General features: G+C 60.5%; 11 protein-coding genes and 3 pseudogenes. 6 read left to right on the top strand and 8 right to left on the bottom strand.

Annotation, left to right across the window (positions count from 1 at the left end):
* Positions 1-151: 151 nt before the first annotated feature.
* From ligA to AB4O11_RS17985, 4 genes and pseudogenes are all read right to left on the bottom strand, one after another.
* Positions 152-2510, bottom strand: a pseudogene (gene ligA / locus AB4O11_RS18000) (NAD-dependent DNA ligase LigA).
* Positions 2511-2596: 86 nt separating this feature from the next.
* On the bottom strand, positions 2597-3460 hold the full coding sequence (zipA, locus tag AB4O11_RS17995) for a cell division protein ZipA (protein ID WP_034152851.1): 864 nt from the start codon (positions 3458-3460) through the stop codon (positions 2597-2599).
* Positions 3461-3721: 261 nt separating this feature from the next.
* Positions 3722-7210, bottom strand: coding sequence for a chromosome segregation protein SMC (smc, locus tag AB4O11_RS17990; protein ID WP_460127728.1), 3489 nt, complete (start codon positions 7208-7210; stop codon positions 3722-3724).
* A 2-nt stretch (positions 7211-7212) separates the two neighbouring features.
* Positions 7213-7872, bottom strand: a complete 660-nt coding sequence (locus AB4O11_RS17985) for a GntR family transcriptional regulator (RefSeq protein WP_460127725.1) — start codon at positions 7870-7872, stop codon at positions 7213-7215.
* A gap of 268 nt (positions 7873-8140) precedes the next feature.
* Between AB4O11_RS17985 and xdhA the strand changes: the two genes are divergently transcribed.
* From xdhA to guaD, 4 genes are all read left to right on the top strand, one after another.
* Positions 8141-9595 (top strand): xanthine dehydrogenase small subunit, encoded by a 1455-nt coding sequence (xdhA, locus tag AB4O11_RS17980; protein ID WP_460127724.1) that lies wholly within the window; start codon positions 8141-8143, stop codon positions 9593-9595.
* Positions 9588-11981, top strand: coding sequence for a xanthine dehydrogenase molybdopterin binding subunit (gene xdhB / locus AB4O11_RS17975; protein WP_460127722.1), 2394 nt, complete (start codon positions 9588-9590; stop codon positions 11979-11981). Before xdhA ends, xdhB begins: the two co-directional genes overlap by 8 nt.
* A gap of 126 nt (positions 11982-12107) precedes the next feature.
* Complete coding sequence (xdhC, locus tag AB4O11_RS17970) at positions 12108-12965, top strand: xanthine dehydrogenase accessory protein XdhC (RefSeq protein ID WP_460090284.1); 858 nt, start codon at positions 12108-12110, stop codon at positions 12963-12965.
* Between the two features lie 13 nt (positions 12966-12978).
* On the top strand, positions 12979-14283 hold the full coding sequence (guaD, locus tag AB4O11_RS17965; RefSeq protein ID WP_034152857.1) for a guanine deaminase: 1305 nt from the start codon (positions 12979-12981) through the stop codon (positions 14281-14283).
* Between the two features lie 177 nt (positions 14284-14460).
* On the opposite strand, the gene AB4O11_RS17960 is transcribed toward guaD, so the two are convergent.
* On the bottom strand, positions 14461-15225 hold the full coding sequence (locus AB4O11_RS17960; protein WP_007918375.1) for a GntR family transcriptional regulator: 765 nt from the start codon (positions 15223-15225) through the stop codon (positions 14461-14463).
* 357 nt (positions 15226-15582) lie between these two features.
* Here AB4O11_RS17960 and AB4O11_RS17955 point away from each other — a divergent pair, with 357 nt between their 5' ends.
* A complete protein-coding gene (locus AB4O11_RS17955; protein ID WP_093431804.1) occupies positions 15583-16773 on the top strand; it encodes a benzoate/H(+) symporter BenE family transporter in 1191 nt (396 codons plus the stop codon).
* Between the two features lie 263 nt (positions 16774-17036).
* Here AB4O11_RS17955 and AB4O11_RS17950 read toward each other — a convergent pair whose 3' ends face one another.
* On the bottom strand, positions 17037-17381 hold the full coding sequence (locus AB4O11_RS17950) for a YggL family protein (protein ID WP_007916365.1): 345 nt from the start codon (positions 17379-17381) through the stop codon (positions 17037-17039).
* Between the two features lie 233 nt (positions 17382-17614).
* Here AB4O11_RS17950 and dacB point away from each other — a divergent pair.
* Positions 17615-19076 (top strand): annotated as a pseudogene (gene dacB, locus AB4O11_RS17945) (D-alanyl-D-alanine carboxypeptidase/D-alanyl-D-alanine endopeptidase).
* A gap of 120 nt (positions 19077-19196) precedes the next feature.
* Here dacB and AB4O11_RS17940 read toward each other — a convergent pair.
* Both AB4O11_RS17940 and rlmKL read right to left on the bottom strand, forming a co-directional pair.
* Positions 19197-21578 carry a sensor domain-containing diguanylate cyclase gene (locus tag AB4O11_RS17940; protein ID WP_460127719.1) on the bottom strand — a complete coding sequence of 794 codons (2382 nt, stop codon included), beginning with the start codon at positions 21576-21578 and terminating at the stop codon, positions 19197-19199.
* Between the two features lie 147 nt (positions 21579-21725).
* Positions 21726-23995, bottom strand: a pseudogene (rlmKL, locus tag AB4O11_RS17935) (bifunctional 23S rRNA (guanine(2069)-N(7))-methyltransferase RlmK/23S rRNA (guanine(2445)-N(2))-methyltransferase RlmL).
* Positions 23996-24100 lie beyond the last annotated feature (105 nt).

Genomic DNA, 24100 nt, shown 5'->3' with positions numbered 1-24100 from the left:
TGCCAAGACTAGATCATTCCCGTGACAACATCGTTCCCGCGCTTTGCTGATCGTTCCAACGCTCTGCGTGGGAATGCATCCAGTGACGCTCTGCGTCACAGCGGACGCGGAGCGTCCGGGGCGGCATTCCCACGCGGGAGCGCGGGAACGATCAAACGTTCAGGCCATGGGTTTTGAGGAAGGCGATGAAGGCTTCTTCGTCCATCACCTTCACGCCCAGCTCATTGGCCTTGGTCAGCTTGGAACCAGCGCCGGGGCCTGCGACCACACAATGAGTCTTCGCCGACACGGAACCGGCAACCTTGGCGCCAAGGCTTTCCAAGTGCTCCTTGGCGACATCACGGCTCATCAGCTCAACCTTGCCGGTCAGCACCCGAGGTCTCGCCGGACAGCGGCAAGCCCTCAACAACCTTCTTCTCGCTCTGCCAGTGCATGCCGAAATCACGCAGTTGCTTTTCGGATGCCTCAGCCAGTTGCCGGTTCTCAGGCAGCGCAAAAAACTCGCGAACCGAATTGGCCTGTTTCTCCGGCAAGGCCTGACGCATGTCCAGCCAGTCAGCATTCATCACCGCTTCCAGCGAACCGAACTTGTCCGCCAGCTTCTGCGCGCCACCGGGGCCGACCGAAGGAATGTGCAGCTTGTCGAGAAAGCCACCCAACGTAGTGCTGGCCGCGAACTCGGCGCCCAACTCACCCTGATCCTGAATCTGCAAACCATGGCCGAGCAACTCGATGATCACCTGCTGGTTATGCGCATCTTCAAAGAAGCTGTGAATCTCGTGCGCCACTTCCAGCCCCACATCCGGCAGATAGGTCAGCACTTGCGGCAGCGCCTGCTGCACGCGCTCCAGCGAACCCAGCGAGCGCGCCAGGACCTTGGCAGTCTCCTCGCCGACATCAGGGATACCCAGTGCATAGATAAAACGCGCCAGCCCCGGTTTCTTGCTGTCTTCGATGGCCGCCAGCAGTTTGTTGCTCGATACCTCGGCAAAACCTTCCAGATCGACGATGTCATCGAACTTCAGCGCATACAGATCGGCCGGCGAACTGACCAGACCTTCATCGACCAGTTGCTCGACGCTCTTGTCGCCCAGCCCTTCGATGTCCATCGCGCGGCGCGAGACGAAGTGAATGATCGCCTGCTTCAGTTGCGCGCCACAGGCTAGTCGGCCCACGCAGCGATACACCGCGCCTTCGCTGACGGTTTCCTTGCCTTTGCTGCGCTTGATCAGTTGCGTGCGCTCGACGTGCGAACCGCACACCGGGCAGCTCTCGGGAATCTGCACCGCGCGCGCATTTTCGGGACGGCGATCCATGACCACTTGCACCACCTGCGGAATCACATCACCGGCGCGGCGGATGATCACGGTGTCGCCGACCATCAGGCCCAGACGCGCGACTTCATCCATGTTGTGCAGCGTAGCGTTGGCCACAGTGACGCCGGCGACCTTGACCGGTTTCAAACGAGCGACCGGGGTGACAGCACCGGTACGACCGACTTGAAACTCGACGTCGAGCAGCTCGGTGAGTTCTTCCATAGCCGGGAATTTGTGCGCGATCGCCCAACGCGGTTCGCGGGCACGGAAGCCCAGTTCGCGTTGATCGGCAATGCTGTTGACCTTGAACACCACGCCGTCGATTTCATAGGTCAGCGAGTTACGGCGCGCGCCGATGTCGCGGTAGTAATCGAGACATTCGCCAATGCCCTTGGCCAGCTTCAGTTCGTGACTGATCGGCATACCCCACTTCTGCAACTGCTTGAGGTTGCCGATGTGGGTGTCGGAAATATCGTGGGAGACCTGGCCGATGCCGTAGCAGCAAAACTCCAGCGGACGGTTGGCGGTGATCTTCGAGTCGAGCTGGCGCAGGCTACCAGCGGCAGCGTTGCGTGGATTGGCGAAGGTCTTGCCGCCGATTTCCAGTTGCGAGGCGTTGAGACGCTCGAAGCCGGCCTTGGACATGAACACTTCACCGCGCACTTCCGGGGTCGCCGGCCAGCCTTCGCCATGCAGTTTCAGGGGAATGTTGCGCACGGTGCGCACGTTGACGCTGATGTCTTCGCCAGTGGTGCCGTCGCCGCGCGTGGCGCCGCGTACCAGCACGCCGTCCTGATAAAGCAGACTGACCGCCAGGCCATCAAGTTTCGGCTCGCAGCTGTACTCCACCGCCGCACCGCCACCGAACAGATCGCCGGCCGGCAGGTCCAGACCTTCGGTCACCCGGCGATCAAATTCGCGCATGTCGGTTTCTTCGAAGGCGTTGCCGAGGCTGAGCATCGGCACTTCGTGACGCACCTGGGTGAACGCGGTCAGCGCCACGCTGCCGACGCGCTGGGTCGGCGAGTCGCTGGTGATCAGTTCCGGGTTGGCCGCTTCCAGCGCTTTGAGCTCGTGGAACAACCGGTCGTACTCGGCATCCGGAATGCTCGGCTCGTCGAGGACGTGGTAACGGTAGTTGTGCTGATCGAGTTCAGCGCGTAGCTCGAGAATGCGGTTTTTGGCGGCGGTCATGGGTGTTCTCTCATAAAGCAAAAGAGCAGCCGAGGCTGCTCAATCTATATTGCCGACTGCCTCTTGTGCCGAGGCAATCTTTTCAATCAACGCTTCTGGGTCAAGGCGCGACGTTCGAATTCGACGATGCGCTGACGGTAGTGTTCGATGGTCTGCGCGGTCAGGACGCTGCGCTGGTCATCTTTCAGTTCGCCGTTCAATTCCTGCGACAGCTTGCGGGCTGCAGCCACCATCACGTCGAAAGCTTGCTTCGGATGACGCGGGCCCGGCAGGCCGAGGAAGAAGCTTACCGCCGGGGTACTGAAATGGTCGATGTCGTCCAGATCAAAGATGCCCGGCTTGACCGCGTTGGCCATGGAGAACAGCACTTCACCATTGCCAGCCATGCTTTCGTGACGGTGGAAAATATCCATCTCGCCGAAACGCAGACCGCTTTCGAGAATGTTCTGCAACAGCGCCGGGCCTTTGAAGCCAGCGGCATCACGGCAGATCACGCTGATGACCAATACTTCTTCAGCTTGCGGCTGATCCTTGTCGGCCATCGCCGGCGCGGGCTTGCTGTCTTCAACGAAATCGTTGTCACGGCTGCTGAAGCTCGGGCCGCCGTCCAGATCCAGATCGAGGTTCAGGTCGCCCTGCGCCGGACCGTTGCTGCCACGCTTGCCACGTTTCGAACCGGATTCGCGAGGCTCGCGTGCTTCGCGGGCCGGCATGCTCACCGACGGCAGATCGTGTTCGTCCAGTTGCGGCTCTTTGTGGGTGTCCAGCACGCGAGCCGGGCCCAACAGCTCAGCGCTGGTGTCCTCGTCCGGCAGGTTGGACAGACTTCGGTCAAGACGGAATTTCAGTTTTCCCTTGCCGCCGCGCATACGGCGCCAGCCATCGAAAAGAATACCGGCTATCACAATGATGCCGATGACGATCAGCCACTCGCGCAGACCGATTTCCATGTAATCCCGTGCCTCTATAAAAAATGCTGAAAAATAAGGGGTTTACATTGTGCAAACCGCTTTAAAACGTGGCGCCAACTCTATGTTCTGACAGGCGTTTTGCCCACGTATACGAAAAATTGACATTAAACTAGCACGACCAAAGACAACTTTACACCGTCTGTCTCATTTGGCTTGCGCGAATATGTCGATTGGCCAGCAAGTCGCAGTTGGTAAAAAAGTCCTACAGACCTGAATTACCTTTTCCGACACCACGCTGACTCAGGCGTCCACCATCGCCATCGCCTCCTCGACATCCACGGCTACCAGTCGCGAACAACCCGGTTCATGCATCGTTACGCCCATCAACTGCTCGGCCATTTCCATGGCGATCTTGTTGTGGGTGATATAGATGAACTGCACGGTCTGCGACATCTCTTTGACCAAGCGTGCGTAGCGTCCAACGTTAGCGTCATCCAGTGGCGCGTCAACCTCATCGAGCATGCAGAACGGCGCCGGGTTCAATTTGAAGATGGCAAAAACCAGTGCCAGTGCGGTCAGGGCTTTTTCCCCGCCGGAGAGCAAATGGATGGTGCTGTTCTTCTTCCCTGGCGGCTGCGCCATGATCGTTACCCCTGTATCGAGTAGATCTTCGCCCGTCAGTTCCAAATACGCGCGCCCGCCACCGAAAACTTTTGGAAAAAGTGCCTGTAAACCACCGTTGATCTGATCAAAGGTATCTTTGAAACGGTTACGGGTTTCCTTGTCGATCTTGCGGATTACGTTTTCAAGCGTTTCCAGTGCTTCGACCAGATCGGCGTCCTGGGCATCCAGATAACGTTTACGCTCGGACTGTTGCGTGTATTCATCGATGGCCGCGAGGTTGATCGCCCCCAGGCGCTGAATCCGCGCGTTGATGCGTTCGAGTTCTTCTTCGGCTTCGCGTTCACTGGCTTGCGCGGTTAATGTCGCGAGCACGCCGTTAAGATCGTAGCCGTCTTCCAGCAACTGATCCTGCAAAGCCTTGCGGCGCACGGTCAGGGCTTGCCATTCCATGCGTTGCTGTTCGAGCTGGCCGCGAATCAACTGCGATTGCTGCTCGGCCTGAGTCCGGCGCTTTTCCGCGTCGCGCAATTCGCGATCGGCATCTTCCAAAGCGATCTGCGCGGTCTTCAGTTCTTCATCGACGGTCATGCGCTTGTCGAGCAGTTCTTCGAGTTTCAGGCGCAGCTCTTCCAGCGGTGCCTCGCCCTCCTCCAGATTCAGACTCAACTGTTCGCGCTTTTCAGTCAGGCGCTCGGCCTGCATTTCCAGACGCTCCAGCGCCTGACGCGTGGAGTCGTGTTGCGCGCGCAAAGAGCCAAGACGCACGGCCAATTGATGGGCGTGATCCTTGTGCTGCCGCGCCTCCTGGCGCACGCGGTCAAGGCGCTCGCGCAGGCTGTCGCGCTGGGCCAGCAGCAATTCACGCTGCTCGGTGTCCAGCGCCATGGCATCCAGCGCTTCCTGCAATTGCATGCGCGCTTCGCCGATCTGTTCATGCTCGAGTTCGCGTTGTTCGCCCAGTTCGACCAGCTCTTCATCGAGACGGGTGCGACGCAAAGTCAGCTGTTCGGCCTTGGCTTTACCGGCGGACAGCTGTGCTTTCAATTCGCCTTGCTGACGCGCTTCGTCTTGCAGCAAACGGCGCAAATGTTCGCGGCCGTTTTCCTGCTGACGCTGTTGCGCACGCAGGGTTTGCAGACGGGTTTCCATGGCCTCGACCGTGGCTTCTTTTTCTTCACGTTCGAGGTGCAGCGCTTCGATTTCCTGGCCACGGGCGAGCATGCCGCTTTCCGCTTCGCTGGCCCGGCGCACGCGCAGGAAGTGCCGACCGACCCAGTAACCGTCGCGGCTGATCAAGCTCTCGCCGGCGCTCAATTGCCCGCGCAAGGCCAAGGCTTGCTCGAGGCTGTCGACCGGCTTGACCTGACCGAGCCACGGCGACAGATCGATCTGCGCATCAACCTTGTCGAGCAAGCTGCCGGCCACGCGCACGCCATCGCTGGCAGGGCTGAGCAGGCGCAGATCGCCCTGAGTAAAACCGGACAAATCGAAGCCGCTGAAGTCGTCGACCAGCACCGCTTGCAGATCGGCGCCGAGCACGGTTTCCACCGCCAGCTCCCAACCGGCCTCGACCTTCAAGCCCTCGGCCAGACGCGGGCGCTCGGCGAGGTTGTGTTCTTTCAGCCATTCGGCAGTGCCGGTGCCCGGGTCGAGCGCGGCTTGCTGCAAGGCTTCGAGGGACGCGAGGCGACCGTTAAGTCGCTGCAAATCGCCCTGCGCCTGTTGTTGCGCGGTCAGCGCCTGCTGCAATTCCTGCCGCAGTTGTTCGAGTTTTTCGACCTGCGCTTCTTCGCTGGTCTGCAAATCTTCGAGGGTCGCTTCGGACTCGGCGAGCTGCTCGTTGAGTTCCATGATCGCCGCGTCTTCCGGGTCAGCCGAGAGCAGCGCGCGCTCTTCGCCGAGACGCTTTTGCCGGTCGGCCAGACGCTCCATGCTGGTTTCCAGCTGCTGGATGCGCGACTGCTGCACTTCAGCCTGACGGCGCGGTTCGGCGGCGGTCAGGTTGAAGGCGTCCCACTGCTCCTGCCAGCCGTGCATGACCGATTCGGAATCTTCCAGTGCAGCGGCGGCTTCTTCGGCGGCAGCGCTGGTGACTTCCTGCTCGGGGGTGAGCATGTCCAGCTCTTCGCCGAGGGTCAGCAACAACGTGCGGTCGTGGCCCGGGTGTGATTCGGTTTCGAGGCGTGCGCGCTCGGCTTCTTTCAAGTCGTCCTGCAACTGCCGCAAGCGTTGCTGGCCGTGCTGGATGCTTTGCTCGACGCGGGCGATATCGCCGCCGACCGAATAGAAGCGCCCTTGCACCAGATTGAAGCGCTCGGACAGGTCATGGTGACCATCACGCAAGCGCTCAATGGCCGCGTCAGCATTACGCTGCTCGGCGACCAGCGCTTCGAAACTGATTTCCTGGGTGCCGATGATCGACTCGCGCTGACCGACCTGTTCGTTGAGATCCTGCCAGCGCAGGGCCGACAGTTGTGCCTTGAGCTGACGCTCCTCGGCTTTGAATTCCTGATACTTCTTCGCCGCTTCGGCCTGGCGGTGCAGGCGCTCGAGTTGACGCTCGAGCTCTTCGCGCAGGTCAGTCAGACGCGCGAGGTTTTCGTGGGTGCGGCGGATGCGGTTTTCGGTCTCACGCCGGCGCTCCTTGTACTTGGAGATGCCGGCGGCTTCTTCGATAAAGTTGCGCAGGTCTTCGGGCTTGGACTCGATCAGCTTGGAGATCATCCCCTGCTCGATGATCGAGTAACTGCGCGGGCCCAGACCGGTGCCGAGGAAAATATCGGTGATGTCGCGACGCCGGCATTTGGTGCCGTTGAGGTAATAGGTGGTCTGGCTGTCGCGGGTGACTTTACGGCGGATGGAAATCTCGGCGTAGGCGGCGTACTCGCCCAGCAGCGTGCCGTCGGAGTTGTCGAAAACCAGCTCGATACTGGCCTGACTCACCGGTTTACGGCTGGTCGAACCATTGAAGATGACGTCGGTCATCGACTCGCCACGGAGGTTCTTCGCCGAACTTTCGCCCATCACCCAGCGTACGGCGTCGATGATGTTCGACTTGCCGCAACCGTTCGGCCCGACGACCGCCGCCATGTTACTGGGGAAGTTCACCGTGGTCGGGTCGACGAAGGATTTGAATCCCGCCAGTTTGATGCACTTGAGCCGCACGCTTAGGCAACCGTCAGGGCGGAAACCACCAGATCGCAGCTGCGCTGGGCGTAAGCCGTCAGCACGATGCGGATCTGCGGCAAATCACGGGCGAGCACGGCGGCGAGCAGGCGTTCGAACAGTTCGAGGAACTCGCTCATTGAAGCCTTGCGCTGTTCGAGGGCGAGGAAGTACGCACGGCTCATGGCCGGCTGCAGGTTCTCGACGGTCTCTTGCAGGTACGGATTGTTGGCGAACGGATAGGCGGCGCGCATCACGCTGAAGCTGTCGTCGACGAAGCTGCGGATGTCCTGACGCTCGTAGCTGGCGGTCAGGCGCTGCTGGATCTGCACGAACGGCGCCATGTCCGATTGCACTTGCCAGCCATTGGCCACCGCGTTGCCGAGCAGAATGTACAGCTCGCTCATCAGCGTGCACAGGCTCTGCACCTTGTGCGGCGTCAGCTCGGTGACGTGCGCACCACGACGCGGCAGGATCGCGATCAGGTGACGGCGCTCTAGGATCAGCAAGGCTTCACGGACCGAACCGCGGCTGACATTCAGTGCCAGCGTGACCTTCTGTTCCTGGATGCGCTCTCCCGGCTTCATTTCGCCACGAATGATGCGTTCGGCGAGGTGGTGAGCGATTTGCTCGGCGAGGCTGTCCGGCGCCTTGAACGTCATGGTTGTCCTTCAAACTCTATCGATCTGCACAAGCGGCGCAGTGTAGCGCAAATGCAGGCTCATGGCGGAGTGCCCACTCAGCGGTTTTTGGCACGATTCCCGCAAAAAAGCAGGGGATCCAATGAGGGTCAATACTGAATAGACACGCTGTTGATCGACGAAATGCTTTTTCCTGACCTTTAAGTCAGAAAACCATTGACCGAAAAGTCAGACCTGCTAAATTCGGTTCACGTCGGTTAACAACAATAATGAGTCTGCGAGGCCTTCCGTGATCCAGTTTTTACTTAACCAGGAACTCCGTAGCGAGCACGCCCTGGACCCGAATCTGACTGTGCTCAATTACCTGCGTGAACACGTCGGCAAATCCGGCACCAAAGAAGGTTGCGCCAGCGGTGACTGCGGTGCCTGCACCGTGGTGGTCGGCGAGTTGCAAACGGATGACGCTGGCCGCGAACACATTCGCTATCGCAGCCTCAACTCGTGCCTGACGTTCGTGTCGTCGCTGCACGGCAAACAACTGATCAGCGTCGAAGACCTCAAACACAAAGGCGAACTGCACAGCGTGCAGAAAGCCATGGTCGAGTGCCACGGCTCGCAGTGCGGTTTCTGCACCCCCGGCTTCGTCATGTCGCTGTTCGCCCTGCAAAAGAACAGCGATGCACCGGATCACGCCAAGGCCCACGAAGCACTGGCCGGCAACCTCTGCCGCTGCACCGGCTACCGCCCTATTCTGGCGGCGGCCGAGCAATCCTGCTGCGGCAAGCAGCCGGATCAGTTCGATGCCCGCGAAGCGGAGACCATCGCACGCCTCAAAGCCATCGCACCGACCGATATCGGCGAACTCAACAGCGGCGACAAGCGCTGCCTGGTGCCGCTGACTGTCGCCGACCTTGCCGATCTCTACGACGCGTACCCACAAGCGCGTCTGCTCGCTGGCGGTACCGATCTGGCGCTGGAAGTCACCCAATTCCACCGCACCCTGCCGGTGATGATCTACGTCGGCAACGTCGCGGAAATGAAGCGTATCGACACCTTCGAAGACCGCATTGAAATCGGCGCCGCCACCGCCCTCTCCGACTGCTACGAAGCACTGAACGCCGAGTACCCGGACTTCGGCGAACTGCTGCACCGCTTCGCCTCGCTGCAGATCCGCAACCAGGGCACCCTTGGCGGCAACATCGGCAACGCCTCGCCGATCGGTGATTCGCCACCGCTGCTGATCGCCCTCGGCGCGCAGGTCGTGCTGTGCAAAGGCGAAACCCGCCGCACACTGAACCTGGAAGATTACTTCATCGACTACAAAGTCACTGCCCGTCAGGAAAGTGAATTCATCGAGAAGATCATCGTCCCGCGCGCCAGCGCCGAGCAGCTGTTCCGCGCCTACAAAGTCTCCAAGCGTCTGGACGATGACATCTCCGCCGTCTGCGCCGCGTTCAACCTGCGCGTCGAAAACGGTGTGATCATCGACGCACGCATGGCTTTCGGCGGCATGGCCGCGATCCCGAAACGCGCTGCCCACTGCGAAGCCGCGCTGATTGGTGCGCCGTTCACCAACACGGTGGTCGAACGCGCCTGCGCCGCACTGGCGGAAGATTTCACCCCGCTGTCGGACTTCCGCGCCAGCAAGGAATATCGCCTGCTCAGCGCACAGAACCTGCTGCGCAAATACTTCATCGAACTGCAAACACCGCACATCGAGACTCGGGTGACCGCTTATGTCTAACCATCACGGCGTAGAAAAAACCCAGGCTGAACTGGCTGAACTGTTCGCCAAGGATCTGACCTCTGGCGTCGGCCGCAGCGTCAAGCACGACAGCGCCGCCAAGCACGTGTCCGGTGAAGCGCAGTACATCGATGATCGCCTGGAATTTCCCAACCAGTTGCACCTGTATGCACGCATGTCGGACCGCGCCCACGCGAAGATCATCAGCATCGACACCTCGCCGTGCTACGCCTTTGAAGGCGTGCGCATCGCCATCACCCACGAAGACGTGCCAGGCCTGAAAGACATCGGCCCGTTGATGCCAGGCGACCCGTTGCTGGCCATCGATGACGTGCAGTTCGTCGGTCAACCGGTGCTCGCGGTGGCCGCGAAGGATCTGGAAACCGCGCGCAAAGCCGCGATGGCGGCGATCATCGAATACGAAGATCTCGAACCTGTGCTCGACGTAGTCGAAGCCCTCCGCAAGCGCCACTTCGTCCTCGACAGCCACACCCACCAGCGCGGCGATTCGGTTTCTGCGCTGGCAACCGCTGAACACCGCATCCAAGGCACGCTGCACATCGGCGGTCAGGAACACTTCTACCTGGAGACGCAAATCTCCTCGGTAATGCCCACCGAAGACGGCGGCATGATCGTTTACTGCTCGACGCAGAACCCGACCGAAGTACAGAAACTGGTTGCCGAAGTGCTCGACGTGTCGATGAACAAAATCGTCGTCGACATGCGCCGCATGGGCGGTGGTTTCGGTGGCAAGGAAACCCGGGCCGCCAGCCCGGCGTGCCTGTGCGCGGTGGTTGCGCACCTCACCGGCCAACCAACGAAGATGCGCCTGCCGCGCGTCGAAGACATGCTGATGACCGGTAAGCGTCACCCGTTCTACGTCGAGTACGACGTCGGCTTCGACAGCACCGGGCGCCTGCACGGGATCAACATGGACCTGGCCGGCAACTGCGGCTGCTCGCCGGACCTGTCCGCGTCGATCGTTGACCGGGCGATGTTTCACTCGGACAACTCGTACTACCTCGGCGATGCGACCATCAATGGTCACCGCTGCAAGACCAACACCGCGTCGAACACCGCTTACCGTGGTTTCGGTGGCCCACAAGGCATGGTCGCGATCGAAGAAGTGATGGACGCGATTGCCCGTCATTTGCAACTCGACCCACTCGCGGTGCGCAAGGCCAACTACTACGGCAAGACCGAACGCAACGTCACCCACTACTACCAGACCGTCGAGCACAACATGCTCGAAGAGATGACCGCCGAACTGGAAGAAAGCAGCCAGTACCACGAGCGCCGTGAAGCGATTCGTCGCTACAACGCCAACAGCCCGATCCTGAAAAAAGGCTTGGCGCTGACCCCGGTGAAATTCGGCATTTCCTTCACCGCCAGTTTCTTGAACCAGGCCGGTGCGCTGATCCACATCTACACCGATGGCAGCATCCACCTGAACCATGGCGGCACGGAAATGGGTCAGGGCCTGAACACCAAAGTCGCGCAGGTCGTGGCCGAAGTGTTCCAGGTCGAAATCGATCGTGTGCAGATCACTGCGACCAACACCGACAAGGTGCCAAACACCTCGCCGACGGCCGCGTCCAGCGGTGCAGACCTGAACGGTAAAGCAGCGCAGAACGCGGCGGAAATCATCAAGAAACGCCTGATCGAATTCGCTGCGCGTCACTACAAAGTCACTGAAGAAGACGTTGAATTCCACAACGGTCACGTGCGTGTTCGCGACCATATCCTGACCTTTGAAGCGCTGATCCAGCAGGCGTATTTCAATCAGGTTTCGCTGTCGAGCACTGGCTTCTACAAGACCCCGAAAATCTACTACGACCGCAGCCAGGCGCGTGGTCGTCCGTTCTACTACTTTGCCTTCGGCGCGGCGTGCTGCGAAGTGATCGTCGACACCCTGACCGGCGAGTACAAGATGCTGCGCACCGACATCCTTCACGACGTCGGCGCCTCGCTGAACCCGTCCATCGACATCGGTCAGGTCGAGGGTGGTTTCATTCAGGGCATGGGTTGGCTGACCATGGAAGAGCTGGTCTGGAACAACAAAGGCAAGCTGATGACCAACGGCCCGGCCAGCTACAAGATCCCGGCCGTGGCGGACATGCCGCTGGACCTGCGGGTGAAGCTGGTGGAAAACCGCAAGAACCCGGAAGACACGGTGTTCCATTCCAAGGCTGTCGGCGAGCCGCCGTTCATGCTCGGGATTGCTTCGTGGTGCGCGATCAAGGATGCGGTGGCGAGCCTCGGTGATTACAAACATCAGCCGCAGATCGATGCGCCGGCGACGCCGGAGCGGGTGTTGTGGGGGTGTGAGCAGATGCGTCAGTTGAAGGCTGTGAAAGCGGTCGAAGCTGAAACCGCGGTTGTTTGATGATCGTTCCCACGCTCTGCGTGGGAATGCAGCCCGCGACGCTCTGCGTCGCATCCTGAACAGCGGACGCGGAGCGTCCAGTGATGCATTCCCACGCAGAGCGTGGGAACGATCTGAGAGGTGTGTATGTACAACTGGATCGACGCCCTCGCCGACCTGCAGAACCAGGGTGAACCCTGCGTTCTAGTGACGATCATCGAAGAGCTCGGCTCGACGCCACGCAATGCCGGCTCGAAAATGGTCATCAGTGCTAATCAGAGTTTCGACACCATCGGTGGCGGGCATCTGGAATACAAAGCCATGCAGATCGCCCGCGAGATGCTCGCCAGCGGCAAGCAGGACACCCATCTGGAGCGTTTCAGCCTCGGCGCCAGCCTGGGCCAGTGCTGCGGCGGCGCCACCGTGTTGCTGTTCGAACCGATGGGCCAGGTGCAGGCGCAGATCGCCGTGTTTGGTGCCGGCCACGTCGGCCGCGCTTTGGTGCCGCTGCTCGCCAGCCTGCCCTGCCGGGTGCGCTGGATCGATTCGCGCGAGGCCGAATTCCCCGAACAGATCCCCCACGGCGTGCGTAAAATCGTCGCCGAAGAGCCTGTGGATGAAATCGATGACCTGCCCGCCGGCAGTTACTGCATCGTCATGACCCACAACCATCAACTCGACCTTGAACTCACTGCCGCGATTCTCAAGCGCAACGACTTCGCCTACTTCGGCCTGATCGGCTCGAAGACCAAACGCGCGAAGTTCGAACACCGTTTACGTGATCGCGGTTTCGACAGCGGCGTCGTGCAACGCATGCGCTGCCCGATGGGCATCGGCGAAGTCAAAGGCAAACTGCCTGTGGAAATCGCCATCTCCATTGCCGGCGAAATCATCGCCACCTACAACGCCAACTTCGGCCAGCAGACTGCCAGCGCCGAACCGATTGCCAAACTGCTGCCGGTGTCGCGGCGCAGTCAGGCGACCAAACTCAAAGCCTCAAACTGATTAGAGAACCCTCATGCCTCTGACTCGCAAAGCCTACCGCGCCGCCATCCTGCACAGCATCGCCGACCCCGCCGAAGTCGGGATCGAAGCCTCCTACGAATATTTCGAGGACGGCCTGCTGGTGGTCGATGGCGGCAAGATCAGCGCCCTTGGCCATGCCAGTGATTTGCTGCCGACCCTGCCGGCGGACATCGAAATCGAGCATTACCAAGACGCGTTGATCACCCCGGGCTTCATCGATACCCACATTCACTTTCCGCAAACCGGCATGGTCGGTGCCTACGGCGAGCAATTGCTCGACTGGCTGAACACCTACACCTTCCCGTGCGAAAGCCAGTTCGGCGACAAGGCCCACGCCGACGAAGTCGCTGACATTTTCGTCAAGGAGCTGCTGCGCAACGGCACCACCACCGCACTGGTGTTTGGCAGCGTGCACCCGCAATCGGTGAACTCGTTATTCGAAGCGGCCGAGAAGCTCGACCTGCGCATGATCGCCGGCAAGGTGATGATGGACCGCAACGCCCCGGACTACCTGACCGACACCGCCGAATCGAGCTACGTCGAAAGCAAGGCGCTGATCGAACGCTGGCACGGCAAGGGCCGCCTGCACTACGCGGTCACCCCGCGCTTCGCGCCGACCAGCACCCCGGAGCAACTGACCCTCGCCGGCCAACTGCTGACCGAATACCCGGATCTGTACATGCAGACCCACATCAGCGAAAACCTCAAGGAAATCGAGTGGGTCAAGGAGCTGTTCCCGGAGCGCAAGGGCTACCTCGACGTTTACGATCACTACAAACTGCTCGGCGAGCGCTCGGTGTTCGCCCACGGCGTGCACCTGTGCGACGACGAATGCGCACGACTGGCGGAAACCGGTTCAGCGATCTCGTTCTGCCCGACCTCGAACTTCTTCTTGGGTAGCGGCTTGTTCAACCTGCCGATGGCCGAGAAGCACAAGCTCAATGTCGGTCTGGGCACTGACGTTGGCGGCGGCACCAGTTTCTCGCTGCTGCAAACGCTGAACGAAGCGTACAAAGTGATGCAACTGCAAGGTGCGCGCCTGAGCCCGTTCAAGTCGCTGTACCTGGCGACCTTGGGTGGCGCGCGGGCGCTGCGTCTGGAAGACAAGATCGGCACCCTGCAACCGGGTTCCGACGCTGACTTCCTGGTGCTCGATTACAACGCGACGCCGCTGCTGAGCTACCGTTTGAAGCAGGCCAACAACATTGCCGAGACGTTGTTTGTGTTGATGACGCTGGGCGATGACCGCACGGTGCAGCAGACGTATGCGGCGGGTGCTTTGGTGCATCAGCGCTAATTTCCCCCGCCCCATGATCGTTCCCACGCTCTGCGTGGGAATGCAGCCCGTGACGCTCCGCGTCACTGGACGCGGAGCGTCCCCAGAGGCATTCCCACGCAGAGCGTGGGAACGATCAGACAGGCACAAAAAATCCCCCGCAACTTTTCAGCTGCGGGGGATTTTTCTATTGGTCAGTCAGAGCTTGGCCGCAGGACGCCCCGGCTTCTTGGTCTGCAACAAATGCGAGAACACCGCATGCAGATCATCCGACGCGCCTTCCTCGTCGAGGTTGAGCTTGCTGTCGATGTGATCCATGTGGTGCATCATCAGATTCACCGCCAGCTCACCGTCGCGCTTCTCGATCGCGTCGATCAACTGGGTGTGTTCGTCATACGAGCAATGCGAGCGATTGCCGCTTTCGTACTGGGCAATGATCAGCGACGTCTGCGAAACCAGGCTGCGCTGGAAGCTGATCAACGGGGCGTTCATCGCCGCTTCCGCCAGCTTCAGGTGGAATTCGCCCGACAGACGAATACCGGCGCCACGATCACCACGGGAGAAGCTGTCGCGCTCATCGTTGACCATCTGCCGCAATTCGGCGATCTGCTCGGCGGTGGCGTGTTGCACCGCCAACTCAGTGATCGCGCGTTCGACCAGACGGCGTGCGAGAAACACCTGACGGGCTTCTTCAACGCTCGGGCTGGCAACCACGGCGCCACGGTTCGGCCGCAACAGCACCACGCCTTCATGGGCCAGACGCGAGAGCGCGCGGCGAATGATGGTGCGGCTGACCCCAAAGATTTCCCCCAGCGCTTCTTCGCTCAACTTGGTGCCGGGCGCCAGACGCTGTTCGAGGATGGCCTCGAAGATATGCGCGTAGACAATATCGTCCTGGGTTCCGCTGCGGCCGGCTTTGCCTGCTCGCGGTTGTTTCTTGAGGGGTTGCAACTGTTCGTTCATGGGCACTCGAGTCGGGAGAACTGCGGCGAATAGACCGTGACTGTAATACGGCACAGTAGGTCGCTGGCAAGTATCGCGTAAAAAACAGCGCGATTGTACACAATGGAAGGTGGCAACACGACTGTACGGCTGTTTGTGACTTCCGCTGTATTGCAACGATCCGTTACGTTTGAGTTTAGGCTTGATCACAGAATCCGCTGGTCGACCACAATCCCCTGTGGGAGCGAGCCTGCTCGCGAAAGCCGTTTCACATTCAAAATGAATGTCGACTGACACACCGCTTTCGCGAGCAGGCTCGCTCCCACAGGGGTTTGGCGTACAGGGGACATCTTCATTGGTATAAGGAACACCGCCGTCATGAACGACGCCACGCACACTCAACTGCGCCCACTGGCCGACACATCACCATCGGCGATCGTCGCGGGATTCATCGCGATGATGACTGGCTACACCAGCTCGCTGGTGCTGATGTTCCAGGCCGGGCAAGCGGCGGGTCTGAGCAGCGGGCAGATTTCTTCGTGGATCTGGGCGATCTCGATCGGTATGGCGGTCTGTTCGATTGGTTTGTCGCTGCGTTATCGCACGCCCATCACCATCGCCTGGTCGACCCCCGGCGCAGCGTTGCTGATCACCAGCCTCGGCGGCGTGAGCTATGGCGAGGCCATTGGCGCCTACATCACCTGCGCCGTGCTGGTGACGATCTGCGGCCTGACCGGCAGCTTCGAACGCTTGGTGAAAAAGATCCCCGCTTCACTGGCGGCGGCATTGTTGGCAGGGATTCTGTTCAAGATCGGCAGTGAAATCTTCGTCGCCGCGCAGCACCGCACCGGGCTGGTGCTGGGGATGTTCTTCACTTATCTGCTGATCAAACGCCTGTCGCCGCGTTATGCCGTGCTCGCCGCGCTGCTGATCGGCACCGCGCTGTCAGGCTTTATGGGTCTGCTCGACTTCAGCGGTTTTCATCTGGAAGTGGCGACACCGGTGTGGACCACCCCGCACTTCTCGCTGGCGGCGACCATCAGCATCGGCATTCCGCTGTTCGTGGTGGCCATGACCTCGCAGAACATGCCCGGCATCGCCGTGCTGCGCGCCGACGGTTACAACGTGCCGGCCTCACCGCTGATCACCACCACCGGGATTGCCTCGCTGCTGCTGGCGCCATTCGGCTCCCACGGCATCAACCTCGCAGCGATCAGCGCGGCAATCTGCACCGGACCGCACGCCCATGAAGATCGCAACAAGCGCTACACCGCTGCGGTGTGGTGCGGGATTTTCTACGGGATTGCCGGGGTGTTCGGCGCCACGTTAGCGGCGTTGTTTGCCGCGCTGCCGAAGGAACTGGTGCTGTCGATTGCCGCGCTGGCGCTGTTCGGTTCGATCATCAATGGCTTGAGCATTGCCATGACCGAGGTGAAGGAGCGTGAGGCGGCGCTGATTACCTTTATGGTCACGGCGTCGGGGTTGACGTTGTTTTCCATTGGTTCGGCGTTTTGGGGGATTGTGGCGGGGGTTTTGACCTTGCTGATCCTCAATTGGCGCAAAGTTTAAGGCAAAAGATCAAAAGCCCCTCATCGGAACGCCGCCCGCCTATCCCTCTCCCGAAGGGAGAGGGGACTGACCGCGTTGTATGCGGGAGTTTTAGCGACATGTGATCCCGAGTTGAACTCAGGCTTTGAAAAGCCCATAAATCGGCCCCCTCTCCAGGGGGAGAGGGCTGGGGTGAGGGGTAGATTCACCGCCAAACCAAAACCGAACCCCCAACCACCAGACGAAAAAAAACGGCGACCCTCAGGTCGCCGTTTTTTTCAGTATCACTTAGCCGCGTTGATCGGCTTTTCCGGATACCAAACGTCCAGCAACGGGCTGACTTCATACTTGGTCAGCTCGGAGCGGGTTTTCAGCCAGGCTTCAACGGCAGCGCGCTGCTCTTCGTTGACCGAGCCACGCTTCTGCAGGCAAACCAGACCGAAGTCATCGCCGCCCACATAACCCAGACCATTGGCTTCCATGGCTTCTTTGATGAAGGCTTCGAGGAAAGCGTCAATGGCTTCTTCGGACAAGTCTTCTTTGAAGTCCAGGTTCAGTTCGAAACCCAGCTCTTGAAATTCATCAACGCACAGTTTTTTGCGCAGACGCTGGGAACGGTTAGTCGCCATTGGAACAATCCTCTTAAGTATTAACGGCCGGCACTTTACCAGTTTAAGCCGCCGATTGCCCGACTCTCTGGCCCCTGAAGCCGACCGCCTGTAAAAAAATAACGTATTGGCCGGCCCCGACAAGGCACAAGCTGTAACACCTTGGGGCATAATGCCGACACTTTCATGACCGCTGAGGGCTTTTTCATCCATGTCCTCGTTATTTTCCCCTCGACTGTAGGGTTTTATTTCATATGATCAAATCGTTGCGTCCTCTGTTTCTAGCCGGCCTTCTTTTGCCCCCTGGCCCTGCCTGTTTCCGCTGCCACCATCAATACTTCCCTCACCCCGAATGTCGAAAAAGCCCTCAAGGCGAGCAAATTGCAGCCCAGCGCCCTGTCGCTGGTGATGGTGCCGCTGGACGGCCCGGGCACGCCGACCGTGTTCAACGCCGACGTGTCGGTCAACCCGGCCTCGACCATGAAACTGGTGACCACTTACGCGGCGCTGGAAATGCTCGGCCCCAACCATCAGTGGAAGACCGAGTTCTACACCGATGGCGACCTGAACGGCGGCATCCTCAACGGCAACCTCTACCTCAAGGGCGGCGGCGATCCAAAGCTGAACATGGAAAAGCTCTGGCTGCTGATGCGCGACCTGCGCGCCAACGGTGTGACGCAAATCACCGGTGATCTGATCCTCGACCGTAACTTCTTCGTGCAGCCAGTGCTGCCGGAATTCAACGATGACGGTAATGACGAGAACAAGCCGTTCCTGGTCAAACCCGACTCCTTGCTGGTCAACCTCAAGGCCCTGCGCTTTGTTGCCCGTAACGATAACGGCCGGGTGCTGATCTCGGTTGAGCCGCCGATTGCCAGCGTGCGTATCGAAAACACTGTCAAAGCGCTGCCTTCCAAACAATGCACCGGCGGCGTGCGCTACAACCCGGTGCCGCAGGCCGATGGCAGCGTGACCGTGACCGTGGCCGGCCAGTTGGGCGAAGGTTGCAGTTCGCAGACTTATCTGTCGCTGCTCGACCACGCGACCTACACCGCCGGCGCCGTGCGCGCGATCTGGAAAGAACTGGGTGGCAGCATTCAGGGCAAGGATCGTCTGGCCTCGACCCCGAGCAACGCGAAACTGCTGGCTCGTGCCTACTCGCCGGACCTGGCGGAAATCATCCGCGACATCAACAAATACAGTAACAACACCATGGCCCAGCAGCTGTTCCTCAGCCTTGGCCAACGCTTCCGCAACGACGCCGACGGTGATGACGCCAAGGCAGCGCAACGCGTAGTGCGTCAGTGGATGGCGAAGAAAGGCATCACCGCACCGCATCTGGTGATGGAGAATGGCTCCGGTTTGTCTCGCGCCGAACGTGTCAGCGCCCGTGAGATGGCGAGCATGCTGCAAGCGGCGTGGCACAGCCCGTATGCCGCTGAATACATCAGCTCGCTGCCGATCGCCGGTACTGACGGCACCATGCGTAAACGCCTGAAAACCACGGCGATGCGCGGTGAGGCTCACGTCAAGACCGGCACCCTGAACACCGTGCGCGCGATCGCCGGCTTCAGCCGTGATGTGAATGGCAACACCTGGGCAGTGGTGGCGATCCTCAATGACAAGGCACCGTTTGGGGCATCGTCGGTGCTCGATCAGGTGCTGCTGGATCTGTACAAGCAGCCGAAACTGGCGCAGACCGCTTCGGTTCTCTGATCACCGCGGCTCCTGTAGGAGTGAGCCTGCTCGCGATAGCGTCAGTCCAGATACATCATGTGTGACTGACATACCGCAATCGCGAGCAGGCTCACTCCTACAAGGGAACAGCGTCGCGGCTTAGCTCATCTGTTCGACGCGATCACGCCCGCGCTGCTTCGCCATATACACGCCCGAATCCGCCCGCAACAGCAGCGCGTCCGCGCCCTCCCCCGGTCGCCAACTGGCGATACCGAAACTCGCGGTCACCACGCCAACTACATCCACCGGCGCACTGCGCAAACCCTGCCACAACTCAACCGCCAGCGTGTGCGCATGCTCGCCGTCGATGTCCGGGCACAGCACCATGAATTCCTCGCCGCCCAAGCGACAGAACACATCGGTGCGCCGCAATCGATGGCCGATGCGTTCGCACACCGCTTGCAGCACCCGGTCGCCCACAGCGTGGCCGTACTGATCGTTGATACGTTTGAAGTGGTCAATATCAAGCATGATCACCGACAGCTCGCCGCCGCCGCGCTCGACCCGGGCCATTTCCGTGGTCAGGCGTTCCTGGAAGTAGCGACGGTTGTGGATGCCGGTCAGCGAATCGGTCACCGACAGCGCCCGCAACTCTTCCTCGACGCGTTTGAGGTCAGAAATATCCGAGATATAGCCGTGCCAAAGCACGCCGCCGCCCGGCAGCTCTTCCGGCGTCGCCTCGCCGCGCACCCAGCGCAGGCCGCGCTCGGGCAGTTGCACGCGGTATTCCTCGCGCCATGGGCTGAGGCTGTCGGCCGAGGCGCGAATGGAAGAGCGCACACGAGTAACGTCCTGTGGATGAATGCGCGTGAAGATCGCTTCGGCGTTGAACAACAGCACGTCCGGCTCCAGCTCGTAGATCTCGCGGATGCCGTCGCTGGCGTAGATCACGCTGAAGCGCCCATCGAATTCCATCCTGAACTGATAAATACCGCCGGGCACGTGCGCGCTGAGTTTCTTCAGCAACACATCCCGCGCCGCCAGCACCTCGTGCACGCGCTTGCGCTCAGTGATGTCGATGCAGATCGCCAGATGCCCGACCCACAACCCTTGTTCATCGAGCACCGGCGTGGCGAGCATGTTCACCGGCAAATGACTGCCATCGCTGCGCACCAGCGTCCACTCCCGGGCTTCGTGGCCGCCGACCTCACCGCCCTCGACCAGCATCGCGTGGCAGGTCGGGATGCTTTTCCCGTAGCGCGCACTCAACTCGGCAGCGCGGGCCATCAGCTCACGGGGCAGGTGCAGGTTTTCCAGGGTCATGTGCCCGACGACTTCGGCACTGCTGTAACCGAGCATTTGTTCGGCGCCGGGGTTGAAGGTGTTGATCACGCCGCGCAAGTCGGTGGCAATGATCGCCACCTGCGTCGCCGCATTCAGCACGCCGCGTAACTGGCCGTGGGTGCCGCGCAGCTCCTGTTCGCTGGCGTGCAGTTCCTGGGTGCGCAATTCGACCATGCGCAGGGCGCGCTGACGTTGACTGACCAACACGTAGAGCAAGGCGCTGAGCAGCAGACTGAGCAAGCCCCCCAGGATAATCACACTGCCGACCGACGAATGGTTGGCCTGCGCGAAGGCGTCGCTCGGCAGGATATCGACCTGATAGTCGTGATCGGCCATGCGCAGTAATCGCGTGGCCGACAGGTCGCTCGGCGCCGGCTCATTGGTCGACTCGAACAACACTTCGTGCTGATCATTGGTCGACATGTCGAGAATGCGCACCGACAGATAATCATGGAAGGCATCCGGCAGACCATCGGCCAGCAACTGGCGCATGCTGATTACCGCCATCACGTAGCCAAACGACTGGCGCTCGCCATTACGACTCACTGGCGCCACCAGCAGCACACCGCGCGCATAGGACGGCTCGATGCTGACCAGGTGCATCGGTTGCGACACCGCCAGCCCGCCGCGTTTGTCGGCACGTTGCAGGGTGTCCCGGCGCAAGGGTTGCGCCAGCAGGTCATAGCCCAGCGGTGAGCCGAGTCGACTCTGCGTCTGGCTGTAGAGTACCGGCACGTATTCCTCGCGTTCGCCCGCCAGTTGCAGTTCGCCCTGCGCATTCAGCTCACGAATCGTGAAGTGGGTCAGGCCTTCGTCACGCACGCGCTGCTCAAATGCAGCGCGCTCGGCCCCATTGACCTTGAGGGCAAACGAATAGGCCTGGGTACGCATCAATAAGGGGTGGGTGTAACCGTCGAATTCGGCGCGGGACACCGATTCAGAGTTGGCGAAGAAGCGGCGCAGGCCATCGAGGCGTTGCTCCTGATCCTGAAAGCGTTCTTCGATGCGGGTGTAACGTTCGTTGGCCAGCAGTTGAAAACGCTGACGGGTCTGTTGCTGGAATTGATTGAGGGTGGCCCAGGCGAGCAGCCCCGTGAGAACCCCGCCGGCGAGCAATACCAGTAGCGCGACCAGCCAGGCCGAGACGTCTTCGCTGATGAAACCCAGAATCTTTGGGCGCACGGGGTGCAACGACATAAAGACAACTCACACTACGCCAGCATTTACGGGAAAACCCCATTGACCGTGTGTGAGTTATAGCTATTAGCCACTAATTTAGCTAGCGCGGGCAGATCCACGGAGCCTTTAAAAATCAAGGCTCTGTGGATCCAATTGCGCAAAGCGTCAACGAGCCGTGATTTTCCAGGCGCGGTGGATCTTGGTGTTACGGGCGAAATCCGGATCGATGGTCTGCGCGCTGATTTCCTCGACCGCGTAACGCTCGGCGAGGTTTTCTTCCAGCTGGAACTTGCGGAAGTTGTTGGAGAAATACAGCACACCGCCCGGCGCCAGACGCGCCATGGCCAGGTCGATCAACTGCACCTGGTCACGTTGCACGTCGAAGATGCCTTCCATGCGCTTGGAGTTGGAGAAGGTCGGCGGATCGATGAAGATCAGGTCGTACTCGTCACGGCTGCTTTCCAGCCACGCCATCACATCGCCCTGCTCCAGACGGTTCTTGTCCGAGAAGCCGTTCAACGACAGGTTGCGGCGTGCCCAGTCGAGGTAGGTTTTCGACAGGTCGACGCTGGTGGTGCTGCGCGCACCGCCCTTGGCCGCGTGCACACTGGCGGTCGCGGTGTAGCAGAACAGATTGAGGAAGCGCTTGCCGGCAGCCTCTTTCTGAATACGCATGCGCATCGGACGGTGATCGAGGAACAGGCCGGTATCGAGGTAGTCGGTGAGGTTGACCAGCAACTTCACGCCGCCCTCGCTGACTTCATTGAACTTGCCTTGCGCAGCCTGACGCTCGTACTGCTTGGTGCCGCTCTGGCGTTCGCGGCGCTTGACCACCACGCGGCTCTTGTCGACATTCAGCGCCTGCGGAATCGCCGCCAGCGCGTCGAACATGCGCGCCGAGGCTTTTTCCGGGTCGATCGATTTTGGCGCGGCGTATTCCTGGACGTGCACCCAATCGTGGTACAGGTCGATGGCCATCGCATATTCAGGCATGTCGGCATCGTAGACGCGGTAGCAATCGATGCCTTCGCGCTTGACCCACTTGCCCATGGCCTTGAGGTTTTTCTGCAGACGGTTGGCAAACATCTGCCCGCCTTCGCTCAAGCGCGGTTGCTCGATCACCGGTGCCGGGGCTGGCGTCGGTTTGATCGGGTTACCGTTCTTGTTGAACTTGCGCTCTTGCGGCTCGTCCGGGGTCTGGTCGTAAGCCGCTTGCTCACGCTCGGCCTGACGCTGTTCCGGGGTACGCCGCTCGCCGGTGACGAACTGATCCGGCAGCACTTTGATCAACAGCAGTTTGCACGGCAGCGCGCCGTTCCAGAACGAATACTGTTTGTGGCTACGAATGCCCATGCGCTTGCCCAGATCCGGGGCGCCGGTGAACACCGCCGCTTCCCAGTTCAGGCAAGCCTGACGTAGGCGCTCGCCGAGGTTCTGGTAGAGATACAGCAGGCTGGCTTCGTCGCCGAGACGCTCGCCGTACGGCGGGTTGCAGATGACCAGACCTTTCTGGTTCTGATCCGGACGCGGCTCGAAGGTCGCGACTTCGCCTTGGTAGATCTTGATCCACTCGCTCAGGCCAGCACGCTCAACGTTGTTGCGGCCCGGCTGAATCAGACGTGGGTCAGCTTCATAACCACGAATCCACAGCGGTGGCTTGGCCAGACCGGCAGCGGCACGCTCGACGGCTTCTTCGTGGAGTTTTTTCCACAGCGCCGGCACGTGACCGAGCCATGCGGTGAAGCCCCACTGCTCACGGCGCAGGTTCGGCGCCATGTCGGCGGCAATCATGCCGGCTTCGACGAGGAACGTACCGACACCGCACATCGGGTCAGCCAGCGCGCCGCCTTCAGCGGCAATGCGCGGCCAGCCGGAACGGATCAGGATCGCCGCCGCGAGGTTTTCCTTCAGCGGTGCAGCGCCCTGCTGCAGACGGTAACCGCGCTGGTGCAGGCTGTGGCCGGACAGGTCAAGGGAGAGAATCGCTTCGCCGCGATCCAGACGCAGGTGAATGCGCAGGTCCGGGTTGAGCTTGTCGATCGACGGACGGTCGCCCTGCGGCGTGCGGAGTTTGTCGACGATGGCGTCTTTGACCTTCAGGGCACCGAAGTGGGTGTTGTCGATGCCTGAGCCGTGGCCGCTGAATTCAACGGCCGGGTACCGTCGCTGAGCATGTGATCCTGCCACTCGATGTCGAGCACACCGTGGTACAGGTCTTCAGCGTCTTTCATCGGGAAACGCTTGAGTACCAGCAACACGCGGTTGGCCAGACGCGACCAGAGGCACAGGCGATAAGCGGTTTCCATGGTCGCCATGCCACGCACGGCAGAAGTGTGCTCGCGCGCTTCTTCAAGGCCAAGCCCGACGGCTTCCTCGATGAGCAGGCCTTCAAGACCTTTAGGGCAAGTGAGGAAGAGTTCGAAACGGTCGGACATGGTATTTCCAGAGCCTTTGGCTAGTGAATCGGCAACGCATTGCCGATCCGGTTTTCAATCAGGCGCTTTTCTAAAAGAACGCCCGCGTGGCACGAAGGTGTGCCG

It is taken from the genome of Pseudomonas sp. H1_D05, assembly GCF_054682705.1.
This window is presented reverse-complemented; position numbering and strand designations above follow the sequence as displayed.

Coding starts and splice junctions, on each gene's coding strand:
- zipA (WP_034152851.1), bottom strand. CDS start 3,460: ATGGAAATCGGTCTGCGCGAGTGGCTGATCGTCATCGGCATCATTGTG.
- AB4O11_RS17985 (WP_460127725.1), bottom strand. CDS start 7,872: ATGACGTTCAAGGCGCCGGACAGCCTCGCCGAGCAAATCGCTCACCAC.
- xdhB (WP_460127722.1), top strand. CDS start 9,588: ATGTCTAACCATCACGGCGTAGAAAAAACCCAGGCTGAACTGGCTGAA.
- xdhC (WP_460090284.1), top strand. CDS start 12,108: ATGTACAACTGGATCGACGCCCTCGCCGACCTGCAGAACCAGGGTGAA.
- guaD (WP_034152857.1), top strand. CDS start 12,979: ATGCCTCTGACTCGCAAAGCCTACCGCGCCGCCATCCTGCACAGCATC.
- AB4O11_RS17960 (WP_007918375.1), bottom strand. CDS start 15,225: ATGAACGAACAGTTGCAACCCCTCAAGAAACAACCGCGAGCAGGCAAA.
- AB4O11_RS17955 (WP_093431804.1), top strand. CDS start 15,583: ATGAACGACGCCACGCACACTCAACTGCGCCCACTGGCCGACACATCA.
- AB4O11_RS17950 (WP_007916365.1), bottom strand. CDS start 17,381: ATGGCGACTAACCGTTCCCAGCGTCTGCGCAAAAAACTGTGCGTTGAT.
- AB4O11_RS17940 (WP_460127719.1), bottom strand. CDS start 21,578: ATGTCGTTGCACCCCGTGCGCCCAAAGATTCTGGGTTTCATCAGCGAA.